Below are 17,749 nucleotides of genomic sequence, written 5' to 3' on the forward strand. Positions count from 1 at the left end.
ATGCGTCGTGGTGATCTTGCCCTGCCCAAGCCCCCGTCAATGGATCGACCGTCCGGTCGTTTCCAGTGCGGTCGATTGGGTGAAAAGGATGCGTGTTCCGGTGGCCCCGGGGCGCAGGGACGTTGTCCGCTTGCGATGGTCTCCGGTGCAAGCCCCTGTCGCGTTCGGCGGACTTGGAAAGGTCGCAAACGGTTGATCGGCGGCGGGGTGATCGCGGCAAGCTTGATGCTGTTGATCATCGCCGGCTTATTGGCGGGGCCTGAAACGGTGATACGACCGGGGCCGCTTTCGACGCCGCATGCGCAGATCTTGGCGGGCAGCCTTCACGGATCCGGCGCAAACTCTGGTGCCGCAGATTGTCGTGCCTGTCACGCGGTGGATCCCAGTTCACTGGCCGATTGGTTCGGTTTGGCTTCTGGCCACGGATCGAAACACGACGATGCAGCCGACGCGCAATCGCAACTGTGCTTGGATTGTCACGCCAAGACGATCGATCGTGCCACGGCTCTGGCGGCTCACAACTGGACGCCCACGCAGCAACAGCAGATCACCGCACGCTTGATCGATCGTCGCCGCGATGGCCGGCCGACGGTTTCGCTGGCGTCGTTCTCCCCGGCCGTTTGGCTGGGTGGCGAAGCGGATCCGACACCGGGCACGATGCACGCGGATGTGCAGTGCAGTGTCTGCCATCGGGAACATCACGGCGATGATCGCAGTTTGGTCGCGATGTCCGACCAGCAGTGCCAAAGTTGCCACATCGAAGCGTACGGCGATTTCGCGTCGGGTCATCCAGAATTTCGTGGCTATCCGTACCGCCGTGATACGGCAGACGCGAAAGAATCAGGACGTCGTCGCGTGGCGTTTGACCACGCCAGTCACCAAGTGAAGCATTTCCCGGCGACACGACGCGATGGCGTTGCGGCCGCCTTTGATTGTCAGGCGTGTCACCAACCGCGGCTTGCAAGTCTGGGTGGCCAGCCGTTTGCCGAATTCCACAACGTGGATTACCGGGCCGCATGCGCGGAATGTCATGATGCGTCGTTAATGGCAGCGGCATCGCCGGGGATCGTGGCCTTGTCATTGCCGTCGCTGCCCGATGATGTGGTCGCCGCGATGGCCGGTTCCGGTCAACGAATCCGCTGGCCCGATGCGGCGACGGGCTTTTTGGACGGCCAGATGTCGGCTTTGCAATCGCTGTTGTTGCGTGGCGACGGCTGGACGGAATCCCAGATCGCAAGCGTTCAGGATCTGTCGCTGTTGGACCCGTATGACGACGGCGATTTGCGATTAGCAACCAATCTGGCCGCGACGGTCGCGCGATTGATCCAGGCGATTGCTAAGGGTGGGCAGCCCGAGTTGCTTCGCCGTTTGGTCGACGCTGGGTGTGAACCAGACGTTGCATCGGAGCTGGCGAAGTCTTTGGCACCACAAATGGTTCAGGCGTTGAAGTCACACTGGTTCGATGCATCGAACACGGACGCGGACACGGAGCGGTTCGACAGTGACACGCTATTATCGCTGGGCGGATGGTACCGCGATGATTTTCTGCTGAAGCTCGCTTACCGCCCGACCGGGCACGCCGATCCCGTTGCGACCGCAATGTTATCGATGGTCCGATCGGAACGTCTGGACGAATCCGTGGTTCAGCGGATTTTGGCGGATCCCGTGGTGAAGGCTTGTGCGCAGTGTCACGACGGGGCGTCGGCGGATCCGATGCGTTTGATTGGAAACGACCGGTGGAAAGAACCGATGACGCTGGATGACGGTCATCGGTTCTCACACGGACCGCATTTGAAGATCGCGGGGCTGTCGGATTGCCAGCACTGTCACCGCGTGGATGAATCGGCGGTGATGGATTCGCCCGGCCAGCGAGTGAACGCTGTGGGTTTTGCAGAGATGAGCAAGGCGGATTGTGCGGTGTGTCATCGCCCAGGTGCGGCACCGGACGGTTGCGTGCAGTGCCACCGGTATCACCGTCATTGATGGGTGGACGCTACTTTCGCGGAGCGAAAGGCGACGATGTGAACGGCTGGTAAAGATGGTTGGACGCTACTTTCGCGGAGCGAAAGGCGACTTTGTGAGCGGCATGGGCGCTAGCCGCGGGTCGGGGTGTTTGTCCGGAACGACCCGGCGGTAGCGCGCAGGGGATCAGAATTGGCGTTACTTCTTGGCCAATTCGGCTTCGACGGCTTTCACGACGATTTTGTCATCGGGCTTGGTACGAGGCTCGAAGCGGTTGACCAAGTTGCCTTCGCGGTCGATCAAGAACTTTTCAAAGTTCCAAGAAACCTTGCCGGCTCCCTTCGGCTTGACGTCTTGGCTGGTCAGGAATTTGTACAACGGAGCGGCGTCGTCACCGTTGACTTCCAGCTTGCTGAACATCGGGAAGCTGACGTTGTATTCGCCGGTGCAGAATTCCAGGATCTTCGATTCTTCCCACGGCTCTTGGCCGGCGAATTGGTTGCACGGGAATCCTAGGATCACAAATCCTTGATCCTTGTATTTCTCGTACATCGCTTGCAGGTTTTCGTACTGCGGGGTCAAGCCACACTTGCTGGCGACGTTGACGATCAGCACGACGTTGCCTTCGTAGTTTTCCAAATCGACCGATTCGCCTTCGATGTTTTTGACTTCGAAGTTCAACGCACATTCGTGCTCGTCTGATTCGGCCTTGTCGGCGCGGGCGGAGGTGGTCATTAGGGCGGTCGCAACCAGGCAGGACAGGAACAAACGCATGGGCAGAATTCCAGGGTTGGAAAGGAAGTGATGGAACAGGAGATCGGGTGAACGTCGGCGTGGCCGTGCGAAGTTTGAGCCTCGAGAACGGGCGTCCGACTCGGGCGAAACTCGTCGGATCGTGCCGACAAGGCCGCCCGGAATATTTTCAAGTTCTGGGGTGAGTATACCGCCAGTGCTAGTGGCGACGGCCTCGTGGTCCGATTACGTTTTGATTTCTTCCCCTAAGCCGCGGTCCAAGGTTGACGGACGAACCGTTTACCCCCAGCATCCGCGATCTGCCATTCCTTCCGAATTTCATCCCACCTGAAATCGTTCCAACCCAGGAGACTCGTCTGTGGATTTTGCACGTGGAAAATTGATGCTGGCCAGCTTTTTAACGCTGGTCGCATCGGGCATCGGGTTCGCCACCAGGACGGCGGCCGGTGGTCCTTGGGAACGCGAATTCAATATCGGGGGAGGTCAATTCGGCGCGATTCTTGGGGCAGGGTTCCTGGGATTCGGGTTGATGATTTTCTTTGGCGGCATCTTGGTCGAAAAGTTCGGCTACAAGAAATTGCTGATGCTGGCGTTCGTATTGCACTTGGTCAGTGCCATCATGCTGTTCATCGCCAACCCGCTGTTTGACGGATGGCGTGAATCGGATCCGGAGAACGCGACGCAGAACGTGTTCAACGTTTTGTTCTGGAGTGCGTTCCTGTTTTCCATTTGTCAGGGGTTGTATGAAGCAGTCATCAACCCGCTGATCGCCCAGTTGTATCCGGACAATAAAACACACTATTTGAATATCTTGCACGCCGGATGGCCCGCCGGGATGATCGTCGGCGGTCTGTTTGCGGCCGGGTTTATCGGCGAAGAAGCTTGGTTCACCGAATTGCCCTGGCAATGGGCCTTGGCCAGCTTTGCGATTGTCGTCATTGCTTACGGCATCATGGTGATCCCGGAAAAGTTCCCCGAGACGGTGGGCGAATCCAGCAGCGACTTTGCGACGGTTTTCTCGTGCTTCGCTTCGATTCCTTTCCTGGTGCTGATCGTCCTGCACGCGTTGATCGGCTACATGGAACTGGGCGTCGATTCGTGGATGACGAAGCTGATGGAGAATCTGTTGCCCAACTCGGTGCTGATTCTGGTTTACACGTCGATGTTGATGTTTGTGCTGCGGTTCTTTGCCGGCCCGATCGTCCACAAGATCAACCCGATCGGATTGCTGTTGGGCAGTTCGGTGATCGCGTGCTTGGGACTGTTGTGGTTGGGTTCGCCGATCCAAAGCGTCGGCATGATCTTTGTCGCCGCGACGTTCTATTCGCTGGGTAAGGCGTTCCTGTGGCCGACGATGTTGGGGGTCGCGGGCGAACGGTATCCGCAAAGTGGATCGGTCGCGATGGGGGCCCTCGGGGCGGCCGGGATGTTGTGCGTCGGCCAGATCGCCGGCCCGCGGATCGGGACGCAGCAAGGGTTTTCGATGAGCGAGAATCTGCAACAGACCGCTCCGGAAACGTTCGAGCGTTACGCCGAACCCGAAGCCATCACCGCCTGGGGTTACGAGTACCAGCCTTTGGACGCGGCAAAGTTGAACGCGGCCAATGGGGCGGAGCTGGGCGAAGACGGCAAGCCGGTTTCGACCAAGGCGTTGGCCGACGCTGAACTGATCGATCCGGAAGAAAAGAAAGTCTTGTTGGCCAACGCCGACACGGATTTCCCGGCCGTCCAGGATTCGTATCTGTTCGGCGGCCGTCGTGCGTTGACGCTGACGTCCTATGTGCCGGCGACGATGGCGATCGGGTTCTTGGGACTGCTGATCTATTACCGATCGATCGGCGGTTACAAGGCGATCAAGATCGATCATGAGCATGAGGATGCGGAGGTCCCGGTGCCTCACGAGGCGACCGAGGATCCGCTGGAACGCCCGGCACCGACCGAGTATTAGACGGCTGGAAGAAGCCTCCCCGGAAGCTGGTTCGAGCTGAAGCGGCTGCTTATTCCCTTTACCCTCCCTCCGGGAGGGTCGAGCCTTAGCGAGGGAGGGCGGGATTTCCAAAGAACCCTCCCCGGAATCTCGTCCCTCGATTCCGACCCTCCCGCGGGGCGGGAGGGTGAAGGTGGTGCTGGGCCGAACACGCGATTGCCTGTTTACCCTCCCTCCGGGAGGGTCGAGCCTCAGCGAGGGGAGGGCGAGATTTCCGAAGAACCCTCCCCGGAATCTCGTTCCTCGATTCCGACCCTCCCGCGGGGCGGGAGGGTGAAGGTGGTGCTGGGCCGAACGCGATTCCCTATTCACCTTCCCTCCAGGAGGGTGGATTCGCAGCCGAACCCGCTGGCATCCGGTCGTGCCGGCTTTCGCTTCTCGAAAGCGGCGGGCCGATGAAATCAGTCCCGTTCACGCGGCCGGATTGGTGGCTAGAATCTTCGGCTTTCCAAAAATCTCGGCACCGCCGATCCAGCCAGCCAACCACGAGAAACGATTCCCCGTGCTCAGGACCCACAACTGCGGCCAGCTCCGCAAATCAGACGTCGGAACGGAAGTCACCCTATGCGGCTGGGTCGAAAGCAAACGCGACCACGGCGGTGCGGTCTTCATCGATTTGCGTGACCGATACGGCATCACTCAAGTCGTCATCGGGCCTCCGGAAGCCGACAAAACGCTGATCGACCAAGCCGGACACGTGCCTGCCGAAAGCGTCATCCTGATCCGCGGCAAGGTTTCCGACCGTTTGGAAGGCAAGACCAACGAAAAGCTGCCGACCGGGGAAATCGAAGTCCGCAGCGAGCATTTCGAGATACTGAATGCCGCGGCCACGCCGCCGTTCACCCCGGGCCAGGCTGAATTGCCGGGCGAAGATCTGCGGCTGAAGTATCGCTTTTTGGATTTGCGTCGCACCGAGATGCAGCGGGCGATGGTCTTGCGCAGCCGCATCGTCAAAATCATGCGAGACTATTTTGCCCAGCACGATTTCATCGACGTCGAAACGCCGATCCTGGGCCGCAGTACCCCCGAAGGCGCCCGCGATTACTTGGTGCCCAGCCGAGTTCATCCCGGGCAGTTTTATGCACTGCCGCAATCGCCTCAGCTGTACAAACAGATTTTGATGGTCGCCGGTTTTGACCGCTATGTCCAAGTCGCCAAGTGTTTCCGCGACGAAGACTTGCGGGCCGACCGCCAACCGGAGTTCACGCAACTGGACTTGGAAATGTCCTTCGTTGACGCGGACGACATCATGAGCCTGATCGATGGATTGGTCGCCGCGACGGCCAAGGAAGTCCTGGGCAAAGACATCTCGTTGCCGTTGCCGCGGATGACGTACGAAGAAGCGATGCGTCGTTTCGGCAGCGACGCACCCGACCTGCGGTTCGGCATGGAAATCGTCGACGTCACCGATGTGGCCAAGAAGACGGAATTTCGCGTGTTCCGCGGAACCGCCGACGCCGGCAAATTCGTTCGCGGCATCAACGTCAGGGACGCGGCGGATAAGTATTCACGCCGCCAGATCGACGAGCTGACCAGTTGGGTTCAAAACGACTTTGGTGCCAAGGGGTTGGCTTGGTTCCGTGTCGAAGAAGACGGATCACTGTGGAGCCCGATTGCGAAGAACTTTGACGCCGAACATCTGGCGGAGATCAAGGAAAAACTGGACGGCCAGCCCAACGACTTGCTGATGTTCTTGGCCGACACCTGGGACGTGACATGCCGTGGATTGTCGGGGCTGCGTAAACGCATGGCCGTCGAATTGGAATTGTTCTCGCCCAACGATCTGAATTGCAGTTGGGTGACCGAGTTCCCGATGTTCGAACGTGACGAGGAATCCGATCGCTATGTCGCGATGCACCACCCGTTCACCGCGCCGCTGGCGGACGATTTGCCGCGTCTGAAGGACCAGCCCGAAAAGTGTCACGCCCAAGCATACGACTTGGTGATCAACGGCAGCGAAGCGGGTGGCGGTACGATCCGGATTCATGACCCCGGCGTCCAGCAACAAGTGTTCGACTTGCTGGGGATCGACGAGGAAACCGCCAAAGATCGCTTCGGTTTCTTGCTGGATGCACTGAAATATGGTGCGCCACCGCACGGCGGGATCGCGCTGGGCGTTGACCGCTGGGTGATGCTGTTCGCGGGCTTGGAGAACATTCGCGAAGTCATCGCGTTCCCCAAGACTCAAAAGGCTTCGGACTTGATGACCGAAGCGCCGGGCGAAGTGGACGGCCAACAGTTGGAAGAACTGCACCTGCGCACGATCAAGGCGAAGAACTGATATCTTGGGCGGCGAACAAGATTCGCCATCACTGCCCAGGAGACTGTTCTGATGACCGGCCGCGACCCGATTCCGTTTTTTGTGCGTTGCGGTTTGGCGGCGCTGGCGCTGGTTTGGTTCGTCACATCTCGTGTGGTCGGCGACGATGCGCCGATCAACGTATTGCTGATCACCAGCGACGACCTTGGGCTGCATTTGGGGTGCTATGAAGACCCCGTGGCTCGGACCCCGAATCTGGACGCTTTGGCCGCCCAGTCGACGGTGTTTCGCAACGCGTATGTGGCCCAGGCGTCATGCAGTCCATCGCGAAGTGCGATGTTCACGGGGACTTACCCGCATACCAACGGGCAATACGCGTTGGTCAACAGCGGGTATTCGCTGCATCCGCGTTTCCGCGACCAGACGATTCCGAATCTATTGAAGCCGGCGGGCTATCGCACCGGAATCGCAGGGAAGCTGCACGTTGCACCGGAGCCGTCGTTTGAATTCGACCAGCGGATTCGTGTGAACACTCGGGACGTGGCCAAGACGGCTGATGCGGCGGCGGAGTTTATTGATCAGTCCGGCGACCAGCCGTTCTTTTTGATGGTCAACTATTCCGATCCGCACTGGGACCGCGAAAACGGAAAAGGACCCTGGTTTTATCGTGATCAAGTTGCCGGGGTTCCGGCGAAGGTCATGACCGCGGGTGATGTCCAGCCGTTCGCATTCCAAGGCTATCGTTCCGAAGAACATCTTGATCGCGTGGCGGGGTATTACAACGCCGTGCACCGGTTGGATGCGGCGATCGGCTTGCTGTTGGAACAGTTGCAGGAATCGGGAAAGGCGGACAACACGCTGGTGCTGTTCGTCAGCGATCATGGGGCACCGTTTGCGCGTGGCAAGACGACCTGTTACGAAGCCGGACTGCGCGTGCCGTTCATGATCCGCTGGCCGGGGCTGACCAAACCGCGAACCAGTTTGGCGTTGGTTTCGACGATCGATTTGTTGCCGACGATCATGGATGCGGCTGGCGTGGCGATTCCCGATCACGTCCAAGGGGTTTCGCTGCGTTTGTTGACTGAGGGGGATGAATCAGCCGCCCGTCGGTATTTGGTTGGCGAATTCCACTCGCACGGATTGATGCCGTTTTATCCGCGTCGGGCGATCCGAGATTCACGGTACAAGTTGATTCATAATTTGTTGCCCGGCCGAGACGTCCAGGCGCGGATGGATGGCGATCCGTCGATCAGTGAGTCGCGGGATCGCGATGCGATTCCGGCGGTGTTTGAGGCTGGTTATCAGCGATTCGCCGACGCGCCGGAGTATGAGTTGTTCGATTTGGCGGCGGACCCTTGGGAGTTGAACAACTTGGCCGGCGATCCGGCGCTGGCGGACGTACAGCAGCGATTGACCGGTGCTTTACGACAGTGGCAGGACGAGACGGAGGATCCGTTGCGGGATCCCGAGGTGATTCAGCGTTTCATCCGCAACGCCGAGGCTCGCAAGATCGTCCAGCCGCCGGTGCAGTGATGGGCCACGGGTTGTCGATGGCGTCGTGGTTGTCCTTTTGCCTTCCTTCCGCTTAGGCAGCGACCCGCGGCTAACGCGGATACCGCTCAGCAATGTCGCCTTTCGCTCCACGAAAGTAGCGCGCGATTGTCTCATCGCGGGAGATCTCGTCCCTACCTAAAATCCCCGCTGCAGGCCCGGCTGGATATCGACATCCAGCGACGCGAATTCACCAAGACGAATTTTTTGCCAAGCGATTGCCCCCATCACCGCGTTGTCGGTGCACAGATCGGCCGGAGCGATCACCAGGTCGAACCCGTCACGGTCCGCAGCGTCTTGCAGCCGGCTTCGAAAAACGCCGTTCGCCGCCACGCCGCCGCCGACGATCAATCGATCCGCCTGGCAATGACGGACCGCTTTGGCCGCCTTGGTCACCAGCACGTCGACCACGGCCGCTTCGAACGAGGCACACACGTCGGCCTTTTGGTCATCGCTCAGATCCAGTTGGCTGAAATCCTGCTGTCCCGGTCCGACGATCGAATAGCGGACCGCGGTTTTCAGTCCGCTGAAGCTGAAGTCGAACCCGTCGTCGCGGATCATCGATCGCGGGTAGGCGTGAGCTTTGGGATTTCCCACTGCCGCCAGCTTCGACACCGCGGGGCCGCCGGGAAAGCCCAGCGACAACATTGCGGCAACTTTATCGAACGCTTCGCCGGCCGCGTCATCGATGGTCCCGCCCAGGTAAGTCAGATCCAAGGGCGAATCGCATTGGTACAAACTGGTGTGACCGCCGCTGACGATCATGCCGACGCAGGGGTACACCGGACGGTCGACCGCCAGCTGGCACGCGTACAAATGCGCGTGCAAGTGGTTGATCGTGACCAGCGGTTTCTGCCAAGCGACCGCCAAGGTTTTCGCGGCTACCAATCCGACCAGCAGAGAGCCAGCCAAGCCCGGGCGATCCGCCACCGCGATCGCTTCCAGATCCGCCCCCGCGACGTCGGCCTGATTCATCGCCGTGTCGATCACCGGCAAGATGCGTTCCAGGTGGGCTCGTGCCGCGACTTCGGGGACCACGCCGCGGAAATGGCGGTGCAATTCGTCTTGTTTGGCCACGCACTGGCCCAGGACCTGGTCGTCGGAGTCGACCACGGCGGCGGCCGTTTCGTCACAGGTGGATTCGATCGTCAGAATGGGCAACGTGCGGTCGAAATGGGGCTGGAGGATCGATGGGTGAAAGCCGACAGTTTATCGGGCGGCAAAAATGGGCCGAATAGGGCAGGGATGCCAGCAAAAGGCCTTGACAGGGTTGGTAATGGCCCGATACTTGCGTCCTTCGCTGGCGAAAGCCTCGCCAGATCTTCACGCGCGGCCCGCGACCGAGGCGGTCGAATCGCTGGCGTGATGAAACACCGAATGTAGAGAATACGGACGAAAACGGACATTCCCACCGCTCATGCCAACCATTAATCAGCTCGTTCGCAAGGGACGCAAGTCCAAGAAATCCCAAAGTAAGGCACCCGTTCTGGATCGGTGCCCTCAGAAGCAAGGGGTTTGCTTGCAGGTCAAGACGATGACGCCGAAGAAACCGAACTCGGCGTTGCGTAAGATCACCCGGGTTCGCTTGAGCAACGGTAAAGAAGTCACCGTTTACATCCCGGGCGAAGGCCACAACCTGCAAGAACACAGCATCGTTCTGGTGCGTGGTGGTCGTGTCCGCGACTTGCCCGGTGTTCGCTATCAAGTCATCCGTGGTTCGCGTGACGCGTTGGGCGTCGAAGGCCGCAAGCGGTCGCGCAGCCGTTACGGGGCCAAGAAGTAGGCCGGGCGGAGCTGTCAGTTCCCCCACTGTTTGACGATCGGCTTTGTCGGGCTGGTCGTCGTCCGTTTTCATCCGACCCAACCAAATTAGAAATACCTGACGAAAGTCCAAGGACCAGGCCGAATCTATGGGACGTTTCACCGCCAGCCATACTCACCTCAAGGGCGATCCTCGCCACAATTCGCTGTTGGCCAGCAAGTTCATCAATTGCTTGATGCTGGACGGCAAGAAGACGGTTGCACAAAAGATCTTCTACGATGCGTTGGACGAAATCGGCAAGCGTAAGCCCGATGCCGGCGAACCGATCGAGGTATTCGAGGCGGCCGTGGAAAACGTGAAGCCCTACATTGAGGTTCGCAGCAAGCGAGTCGGGGGGGCTAGTTATCAAGTGCCCATGCAGGTCAACCGCGCTCGTCAGCAAAGTCTGGCGATTCGTTGGATCCTGGGCGCAATTCGTGAGAAAAAAGGTCGTCCGACGCACCTTAAGCTTGCCGATGAGATCTTGGCTGCCTTTAATAAAGAAGGTGTCGCTTACACGAAGCGTGAAAACACTCACCGTATGGCGGACGCCAACAAGGCATTCGCGCACTTTGCTTGGTGATTTGCCCCATCGCCAGGCTGAGTTCCGCGGCTCGATTTGCCCCTCGAGCCGCGGTTTTTTTATGCGCCGACCGAAACAAGCTCCAGCGTAGATCTGACGGGTTGGCACGCGGCGCGACTTGCGAACCAATGATCACCCTGCCTCCGGGTGCGGGACGGTGAAGGTGATTCTGGGCTGGACGTGTGGGCGTCGGGTGCATTGCTGAAATAGCGGAACCCGCGGCTAGCGCCTCGCGGCTCACAAAGTCGCCTTTCGCTCCGCCGAAAGTAGCGTGGGGGAGGGTGAGTTTAGGTTCGAGTTGAACCGGCTGCTTATTCCCTTTACCCTCCCTCCGGGAGGGGCGAGCCTAAGCGAGGGGAGGGTGCGCCGGCCGAAGAGCCCTCCCCGGAATCTCGTTCCTCGATCCCGACCCTCCCGAAGGGAGGGTGAAGGTGATGCTGGGCTGAATGTGTGGGCGTCGGGCTGCATTGCCGGAACAGCGAAACCCGCGGCTAGCGCCTTGCGGCTCACATCGTCGCCTTTCGCTCCCGCGAAAGTAACGGCCCCCTTCGCTTTCCAGAATCCGGCCGGGCCGATAACCTTGTCGATTCGGTCGACACGCGGACGTGATCTCCGTATTTTGCTCGGCTGATTCTCTCTGCTTCCCCATGGCGGACGCCGCTCGGCGCCTGCTGTCCCGATAAAGCCGCATGAGCCCCTGCCGCAGATGGCACAAGACATCAACCAGATCCGTAACATCGGCATCATCGCGCACATTGATGCCGGCAAGACGACGGTTACCGAACGCATGCTGTACCTGAGCGGTGAGAAGCACCGTGTCGGGCGAGTCGATCATGGGACCACGGACACCGACGACGATCCGGAAGAACAAGAACGCGGGATCACGATCTTCAGCGCCTGTGTGAAGTACCAGTGGAAAGGCTTCAACATCAACTTGTTGGACACGCCGGGGCACGTTGATTTCACGGCCGAGGTGGAGCGGTGCCTGCGAGTCCTGGACGGTGCGGTCGTCGTGTTCAGCGCTCGTGAGGGCGTCGAGGCACAGAGCGAAACGGTGTGGCGTCAGGCGGATAAGTACGAAGTCCCACGGATCGTGTTCGTCAACAAGATGGATCGCGAGGGAGCGGATTTTCAATCCGTCATCGACGACATCGGTCCGCGGCTTGGCGGACGCCCGGTTCCGGTGGAGTTGCCGGTCGGCCAGGGGCCGCCACACGTCGCCGATCCGTTTCGCGGGACGATCGATTTGGTCCGCAACAAAATGCGGAAATTCGATCCGGAAACCGAAGGCAAGAACGTCACGGAGACGGAGATCCCCGATGAGTTTGCCGACGATGCGGCGCTGTGGCGGGAGCAATTGTTGGAAGCCGTCTGTGAGATTGACGAAGACGCGATGGCGCTGGTGATGGAAGACAAACCGGTGCCGGAGGAAATGGTGATCGCCGCGATCCGCAAGGGAACGTTGGAACGCACCATCCAGCCGGTTTTCTGTGGCAGTGCACTGCACGGCATCGGCGTCCAGCCGTTGATGACCGGTGTCGGCGATTACTTGCCCAGCCCCTTGGATCGTCCTCCGGTGCAAGGCATTGACCCCAAGAAGCAAGACAAAACCCTGTCGCGTAAGCCGGATCCGAAAGAACCGTTCTGCGGATTGGTGTTTAAAATTTTGCCGGCCAAAACCGGTGACAACTATTGGATCCGCGTCTACAGCGGCGAATTGAAACAGAACAGCCGCGTTTACTGTCCGAACCGTGACAAAAAAGAAAACGTCGCGCAGCTTTGGCAAATTCATGCGACCAAGAAAGATCGCGACGGCCAAACCGACACCGTGACCACCGGTGACATTTGCTGTGTCATCGGGCCGCGGTTCGCCATCACGGGCGACACCGTTTGCGACGTGAAGGAAAACATTGAACTGCCCAGCATCAAGTTCGCCGACACGGTGTTGTCGATGGCGATCGAACCGGAAAGCACGGCGGACCGAAAGAAACTGGACGAGACGCTGGACATGCTGCGTCGCCAGGACCCGACGTTTCAGGCGGTGGAAAACGAGGACATCGGCCAGACCCTGATCAGCGGGATGGGCGAATTGCACTTGGAAGTCATCCAGCACCGCCTGACTCGCGACTTTGGATTGAACGTCAAGTTCTATAAGCCGCGGGTGAACTATCGCGAAACGATCGGCGGGACCGCCAGTGTCGTCGGCCAGTGCAACCGCCAGATTGGCGACAAGCAAATGTTTGCCCGCATCAATGCGACGTTTTCGCCGCTGGACGATGCGTCCAAGCCCGTGATCGTGTTTGATCGACTGCCGCCGGATTGTCTGCCCAACGACGTGCGGACTGCGGCGATCGAAGAGTTCCGTCAGCGGGCCGAAGGCGGGGGCTTCATCGCCGGTTTCCCGTTGTCGGGTGTGAAGATCGAAGTCACCGACGCGGAGATGGCCGAAGAGGGCAGTGATGAGGTCGCGTTCCGAATCGCCGCCGGCGACGCGTTCGACAAAGGATTGGAACAGGCCGGTCCGGTGTTGTTGGAACCGGTGATGAAGGTCGAAGTCACGACGCCCGAAGATTACATGGGCGAATTGGTCGGCGACCTACAACAACGACGTGCGATCGTCGCAGGCACCGAACAGCGGGGTGCGATGACGGTGATCACCGCCCACGCGCCGCTGAAAGAAATGTTCGGCTACAGCAGTGCCGTTCGCAGTCTGAGCCAGGGCAGGGCGGGAAGCAGCATGGAACCACTGGGTTACCAACCGGCTCCGAAAGAAGACGCCGAAACGTTTTCGTACTAGGTGGTCCGCTGGCTCAGCGTCGCGGGTTGTTCCAAATTTGGGCCGAATCAAGGCCGGAACGCAGAGATGGCGGTGTTGCGCATGTTGGGACCTGCAATACAGCCATCGCGTTGGGCTGCGTTGCCGAAACAACGGAACCCGCGGCTAGCGCCTTGCGGCTCACAAAGTCGCCTTTCGCTCCGCCGAAAGTAGCGTGCGGGTGAGTTTAGGTTCAAGCCGGGGAGGCTGCTCATTGACTTCACCCTCCCTCCGGGAGGGTCGAGCCTAAGCGAGGGGAGGGTGCGCCGGCGGAAGAGCCCTCCCCGGAATCTCGTTCCTCGATTCCGACCCTCCCGCGTGGCGGGAGGGTGAAGGTGGTACTGGGCCGATTGTGTAGGCGTCGGGCTGCGTTGCTGGAATAGCGCAACCCGCGGCTAGCGCCTTGCGGCTCACAAAGTCGCCTTTCGCTCCCGCGAAAGATGCGTCAAACAACGCTGGCTTCGCGGGAGCAATCGGCGACGATCGACTTCTAAACGGTGACCGATGCCAGATCACGGCCAAGGCGTGATTTCACGGCCACTGGGCGATTTCACGACCGTTGCGGGTCGACAGTTGTTGCCAAATTTCGCGATCGATCGATTCGGACACGTATTGGATCGAACCGTCCATGGCACCGGCGTGAACGCCCCCGACGTGATAGCTTCGCGCCGTTACGGCGGCGTAGGTACGCGCGGGATTGCTGGGGTCACGGCCTTCACGCATGTTGGTGAAATCGATGTCATATTCGACGCCGGATTGCAGACAGGCCACGCGGTGGTTGGGGGGGAACAAGGACGTGAACGCCGCTTGGTGGCATCGGCCGTCGACCCATTCGGTGTGTCCGGTGTTTTGTTTGAAACTGCCGCCCAGATCGCAGACGTCTTCGGCAAACTCGGGCGCGTCCATCTCGCCGACCGTTCCCACATCACGCAGGTAAGGCGTCCATCCCTTCACCTCCGCCATCGCCAGCGTGTTGCTAAGCCCGTCGATGCAGTCGCGGAATTTGAAGTACCGGCCGGGATGAAACATGCCTTCGCCGACCTCGCCGGTTCGTGGGTCGACGACGAACCAGACACCGGCGTTGGCGGCATAGTTCAGCTTGTAGTATTCCGGGCCGTCGTCACCCATGCGTGGCTGGTCGCCGGGATCACTTGGGCATTGATAGGTCGCAACGCGTACCGCGGCGATCGGTGTCGACACGCCATCGACATCGACGAAGCTTTCGGTGTATCCGAAGCCGAAGTTGACGTTGTCCGCCAAGTTGGTGGCTTCCAGGAACGGCAGGATACGAGCCTGCATCGACCAGCCTTTGCCGTTGCCCGGTTCGGTCCATCCAGGCGGCAGCCGCTTGTACGCCGATTCATAGTTGTGGGTCGCCAGCAAGATCTGCTTCATGTTGTTGCTGCAGCTCATTCGCCGGGCCGCTTCGCGTGCCCCCTGAACGGCCGGAAGAAGCAGGCCCACCAGAACGCCGATGATGGCGATCACCACCAGAAGTTCGACCAGCGTGAAGCCGGCGTTGCGGTTGGCGGGACGAAAGAACGGACGGCGCGCGTCAGCAGCGCAGGCACACATACCACACATGAGCGATGGACCCTGGAAGAATTCAGGAAGCAGTGTTGCGTGGCTGGCTGGGCGCGATGTCGGATCGATGATCACGCATCCGCCGTGGCTGGCTGGGCATTGATGGCCGGCAGCCTATCGAGAATGATTGTCAACAACAAGACGCTGGCCGGTCAAAAAGTGGGGTGAACTTTGAGCCATTCGATGTAGGGCGATTCTGTGCACCTAAACCCGGGTGTTTGGTGGCAGCGAATCCGCTGGTCAGGTCCCCGGTCGGTTGCCGTACCAGCGGATGTGCATCCGATCGCAGTACCGAAACCCGTGTCGGTCGCACCAGGGCCGCAGCCATTTCGCCGCTTGGTCCAGCGATTGGGCCGTCACCCCCTGCGGCATGATCCAGACGTGCGCCGGGTCCACCCCCAATGCCAAAACGGTGTCCAGCGTTTCGTCCGTTTCGTCGATTCGGTCGACGACGAATTTGACCTGGTGGTCGACCGCGGCGTCGATCAATTGCCGCATCGTTGCGATGGGCATCCGGCGTTGTTCGTGAAGCCGGGCCCAGCGTGGGTGCTGTTCCGGGTCCGGTCCGCTGCTGGACAGTTTGGGGCTGAGCGACAGTAGATCACAGGTCAGATCCCGCCAGGCCGTTCCGGCGGTTTCAATCGTCACGTGCAGGCCTTCGCTGCGGAGTCGCCCACACAGCGTTTCGACGGCCGGAAAGATCATCGGTTCGCCGCCGGTCAGCACAACGTGCCGACAATCGCCGGAGCGCAACGCCTGGACCGCTTGGCGGACCAGTTCATCGACGGTGTGTCGCTGGCCGGTCGGTTGCCAGGATGCGTAGGGCGTGTCGCAAAACCAGCACCGCAGGTTGCAGCCGCTGAGCCGGATGAAAAAGCTGTTCGTCCCCGTCAGGCCGCCTTCGCCTTGCCGACTGAGGAAGGTTTCTGCGACCGGCAACATCGGGGCGCGCGGATCGACACCCCTACCCGATTCGGCGACCGGCTGGCAAACTTCGCGAAAGATTTCTGGAGGACCCAACGTGACAGATTCAAACGAAAATTCGTTTCGAGACTTGTTGGAGGTTTTCGACAACCCCAACCCGGAACGCAACTTTACCATCGAACACATTTGCCCGGAATTCACCTCGGTATGTCCGAAGACGGGCCAGCCTGATTACGGCAAAATCATCTTCACCTACATCCCGGATCAGGTGTGTGTGGAGCTGAAGAGCTTGAAGATGTATCTGCAGGCCTTTCGCAACGAAGGCATCTTCTATGAAGCGGTGACCAACCGGATCATGGACGACTTTTTGGCCGTCGTAAAGCCGCGGCGGGCTCGCGTTGACAGCGAATGGACGCCTCGCGGTGGTCTGCGCAGTAACATCACGGTCGAATACCCCGAGCCGTAAGGGCACGCCGGGCGACCGCCCGCCACCCGTTTCCAGATTCCCACCTAAGAAGACCGCTACGTCCACCATGACCTGCCCGCCCATTTTGTTGTCCGGCTTTGCCGATGAATCCGCCAATGAAAAATTGGCGATCCAGCAGTACACCGCGTTTGCCGCGATCGGATTGAAGTATTACAGCATCCGGTTTGTCGACGCCGGTGACGGCATCAAGAACGTGATGGCGTTGTCGGAAAAAGAGATCAATCACCTGGTCAAATTGCAGGCCGATTACGGGCTGAAGGTCAGCAGCATCGGTTCGCCGATCGGCAAGGTGAAGCTGTTGGATCAGGAAGACGGGACGCAGAACAAGTTCATTCCGTTTGATCAGTATCTGGCCAACGACGTGCAAACGGCCTGTGACCGTGCCGAAGCGTTCGGATGCAAACTGTTGCGAGGTTTTTCGTTCTATCATCCCAAGGGAACCGCACCGGAAGACCACCTGGATCAGGTTTGCGATCAACTGTCGGCGATCGCCGAAGCCTGTGACGCGCGTGGATTGACGTTCGGCTTGGAAGTCGAAGCGAACTTGGTCGGGCAAAGCGGCGACTTGTTGGCAAAGATTGCCAGCCAGGTGAACCATCCCGCGATGGTCACGATCTTTGACGGCGCGAATATCGTCATGCAGGGCTTCACGCCGGATCAGGTGTACCGCCAGTATTTGGCGATGAAGCCGAGTCTGGGGTGGCTGCACATCAAGGATTACAGCGATCCCGCGCTGACCGGTCGCGTCGAACACGTCGACGAAGAATCGGCCAGCCATTTCGTGCCGGCCGATCGTGGGGACAGTGCCCATGAAGCGATTCTGCGCGACTTGCGTGATGTCATGCCGACGTTGAACGAACGGATGACGGCGCGTGGCGTCGACGGCGTCTTCATGGACTTGGAACCGCACCTGAAGGGTGGCGGCCAGTTCGGCGGGTTCAGCGGTCCGGACGGTATGGGCGTCGCCGTGCGTGCGTTGTGCCGAGTGTTGGACTACGTGGACTTGCCGTGCCAGCTAAGGACGTTTGACGATTTGAAATAA

Annotated in this window: 13 protein-coding genes; 9 read left to right on the plus strand and 4 right to left on the minus strand. The window is 59.7% G+C overall.

Annotated features, from left to right (window positions below; genetic code table 11):
- The first annotated feature begins 39 nt into the window (after positions 1-39).
- A complete protein-coding gene (locus tag HFP54_RS12860) occupies positions 40-1,983 on the plus strand; it encodes a hypothetical protein (protein ID WP_168565429.1) in 1,944 nt (647 codons plus the stop codon).
- A 177-nt stretch (positions 1,984-2,160) separates the two neighbouring features.
- Here the strand turns inward: HFP54_RS12860 and HFP54_RS12865 are convergent, their stop codons facing one another.
- Positions 2,161-2,736 carry a glutathione peroxidase gene (locus tag HFP54_RS12865; protein WP_168565430.1) on the minus strand — a complete coding sequence of 192 codons (576 nt, stop codon included), beginning with the start codon at positions 2,734-2,736 and terminating at the stop codon, positions 2,161-2,163.
- A gap of 337 nt (positions 2,737-3,073) precedes the next feature.
- Between HFP54_RS12865 and HFP54_RS12870 the strand changes: the two genes are divergently transcribed.
- The 3 genes from HFP54_RS12870 to HFP54_RS12880 all read left to right on the plus strand — a co-directional run bounded on the left by HFP54_RS12870 (position 3,074) and on the right by HFP54_RS12880 (position 8,495).
- Positions 3,074-4,663, plus strand: coding sequence for an MFS transporter (locus HFP54_RS12870; RefSeq protein ID WP_168565431.1), 1,590 nt, complete (start codon positions 3,074-3,076; stop codon positions 4,661-4,663).
- 541 nt (positions 4,664-5,204) lie between these two features.
- Positions 5,205-6,983 carry an aspartate--tRNA ligase gene (gene aspS / locus HFP54_RS12875; protein WP_168565432.1) on the plus strand — a complete coding sequence of 593 codons (1,779 nt, stop codon included), beginning with the start codon at positions 5,205-5,207 and terminating at the stop codon, positions 6,981-6,983.
- Between the two features lie 51 nt (positions 6,984-7,034).
- A complete protein-coding gene (locus HFP54_RS12880; protein ID WP_168565433.1) occupies positions 7,035-8,495 on the plus strand; it encodes a sulfatase family protein in 1,461 nt (486 codons plus the stop codon).
- Positions 8,496-8,651: 156 nt separating this feature from the next.
- Here HFP54_RS12880 and tsaD read toward each other — a convergent pair whose 3' ends face one another.
- Entirely contained in the window at positions 8,652-9,674 is a 1,023-nt protein-coding gene (gene tsaD, locus HFP54_RS12885) for a tRNA (adenosine(37)-N6)-threonylcarbamoyltransferase complex transferase subunit TsaD (protein ID WP_168565434.1), read from the minus strand.
- A gap of 256 nt (positions 9,675-9,930) precedes the next feature.
- On the opposite strand from tsaD, the gene rpsL reads away from it, so the two are divergent.
- The 3 genes from rpsL to fusA all read left to right on the plus strand — a co-directional run bounded on the left by rpsL (position 9,931) and on the right by fusA (position 13,694).
- Positions 9,931-10,296 carry a 30S ribosomal protein S12 gene (gene rpsL / locus HFP54_RS12890; RefSeq protein WP_145297563.1) on the plus strand — a complete coding sequence of 122 codons (366 nt, stop codon included), beginning with the start codon at positions 9,931-9,933 and terminating at the stop codon, positions 10,294-10,296.
- A 127-nt stretch (positions 10,297-10,423) separates the two neighbouring features.
- Positions 10,424-10,897 (plus strand): 30S ribosomal protein S7, encoded by a 474-nt coding sequence (rpsG, locus tag HFP54_RS12895; RefSeq protein WP_146413817.1) that lies wholly within the window; start codon positions 10,424-10,426, stop codon positions 10,895-10,897.
- Between the two features lie 706 nt (positions 10,898-11,603).
- On the plus strand, positions 11,604-13,694 hold the full coding sequence (gene fusA / locus HFP54_RS12900; protein WP_168565435.1) for an elongation factor G: 2,091 nt from the start codon (positions 11,604-11,606) through the stop codon (positions 13,692-13,694).
- Between the two features lie 549 nt (positions 13,695-14,243).
- Here the strand turns inward: fusA and HFP54_RS12905 are convergent.
- Together HFP54_RS12905 and HFP54_RS12910 are read right to left on the minus strand one after the other, a co-directional pair.
- Positions 14,244-15,287: a DUF1559 family PulG-like putative transporter gene (locus HFP54_RS12905; protein ID WP_390657366.1), complete on the minus strand. Its 1,044-nt coding sequence runs from the start codon at positions 15,285-15,287 to the stop codon at positions 14,244-14,246.
- A gap of 249 nt (positions 15,288-15,536) precedes the next feature.
- Positions 15,537-16,238: a 7-carboxy-7-deazaguanine synthase QueE gene (locus HFP54_RS12910; RefSeq protein ID WP_168565437.1), complete on the minus strand. Its 702-nt coding sequence runs from the start codon at positions 16,236-16,238 to the stop codon at positions 15,537-15,539.
- 79 nt (positions 16,239-16,317) lie between these two features.
- Here HFP54_RS12910 and queF point away from each other — a divergent pair, with 79 nt between their 5' ends.
- Entirely contained in the window at positions 16,318-16,686 is a 369-nt protein-coding gene (gene queF / locus HFP54_RS25635; RefSeq protein WP_231131348.1) for a preQ(1) synthase, read from the plus strand.
- Positions 16,687-16,753: 67 nt separating this feature from the next.
- Positions 16,754-17,749, plus strand: coding sequence for a sugar phosphate isomerase/epimerase family protein (locus tag HFP54_RS12920; protein ID WP_168565439.1), 996 nt, complete (start codon positions 16,754-16,756; stop codon positions 17,747-17,749).

The organism is Crateriforma spongiae (assembly GCF_012290005.1).
Classification (GTDB): Bacteria; Planctomycetota; Planctomycetia; order Pirellulales; family Pirellulaceae; genus Crateriforma; species Crateriforma spongiae.

Excerpts from the sequence above, each read along its gene's own strand:
- HFP54_RS12860 (WP_168565429.1), top strand. The coding sequence starts at position 40 with ATGGATCGACCGTCCGGTCGTTTCCAGTGCGGTCGATTGGGTGAAAAG.
- HFP54_RS12865 (WP_168565430.1), bottom strand. The coding sequence starts at position 2,736 with ATGCGTTTGTTCCTGTCCTGCCTGGTTGCGACCGCCCTAATGACCACC.
- HFP54_RS12880 (WP_168565433.1), top strand. The coding sequence starts at position 7,035 with ATGACCGGCCGCGACCCGATTCCGTTTTTTGTGCGTTGCGGTTTGGCG.
- rpsL (WP_145297563.1), top strand. The coding sequence starts at position 9,931 with ATGCCAACCATTAATCAGCTCGTTCGCAAGGGACGCAAGTCCAAGAAA.
- rpsG (WP_146413817.1), top strand. The coding sequence starts at position 10,424 with ATGGGACGTTTCACCGCCAGCCATACTCACCTCAAGGGCGATCCTCGC.
- fusA (WP_168565435.1), top strand. The coding sequence starts at position 11,604 with ATGGCACAAGACATCAACCAGATCCGTAACATCGGCATCATCGCGCAC.
- HFP54_RS12905 (WP_390657366.1), bottom strand. The coding sequence starts at position 15,287 with ATGTGTGCCTGCGCTGCTGACGCGCGCCGTCCGTTCTTTCGTCCCGCC.
- HFP54_RS12910 (WP_168565437.1), bottom strand. The coding sequence starts at position 16,238 with ATGTTGCCGGTCGCAGAAACCTTCCTCAGTCGGCAAGGCGAAGGCGGC.
- HFP54_RS12920 (WP_168565439.1), top strand. The coding sequence starts at position 16,754 with ATGACCTGCCCGCCCATTTTGTTGTCCGGCTTTGCCGATGAATCCGCC.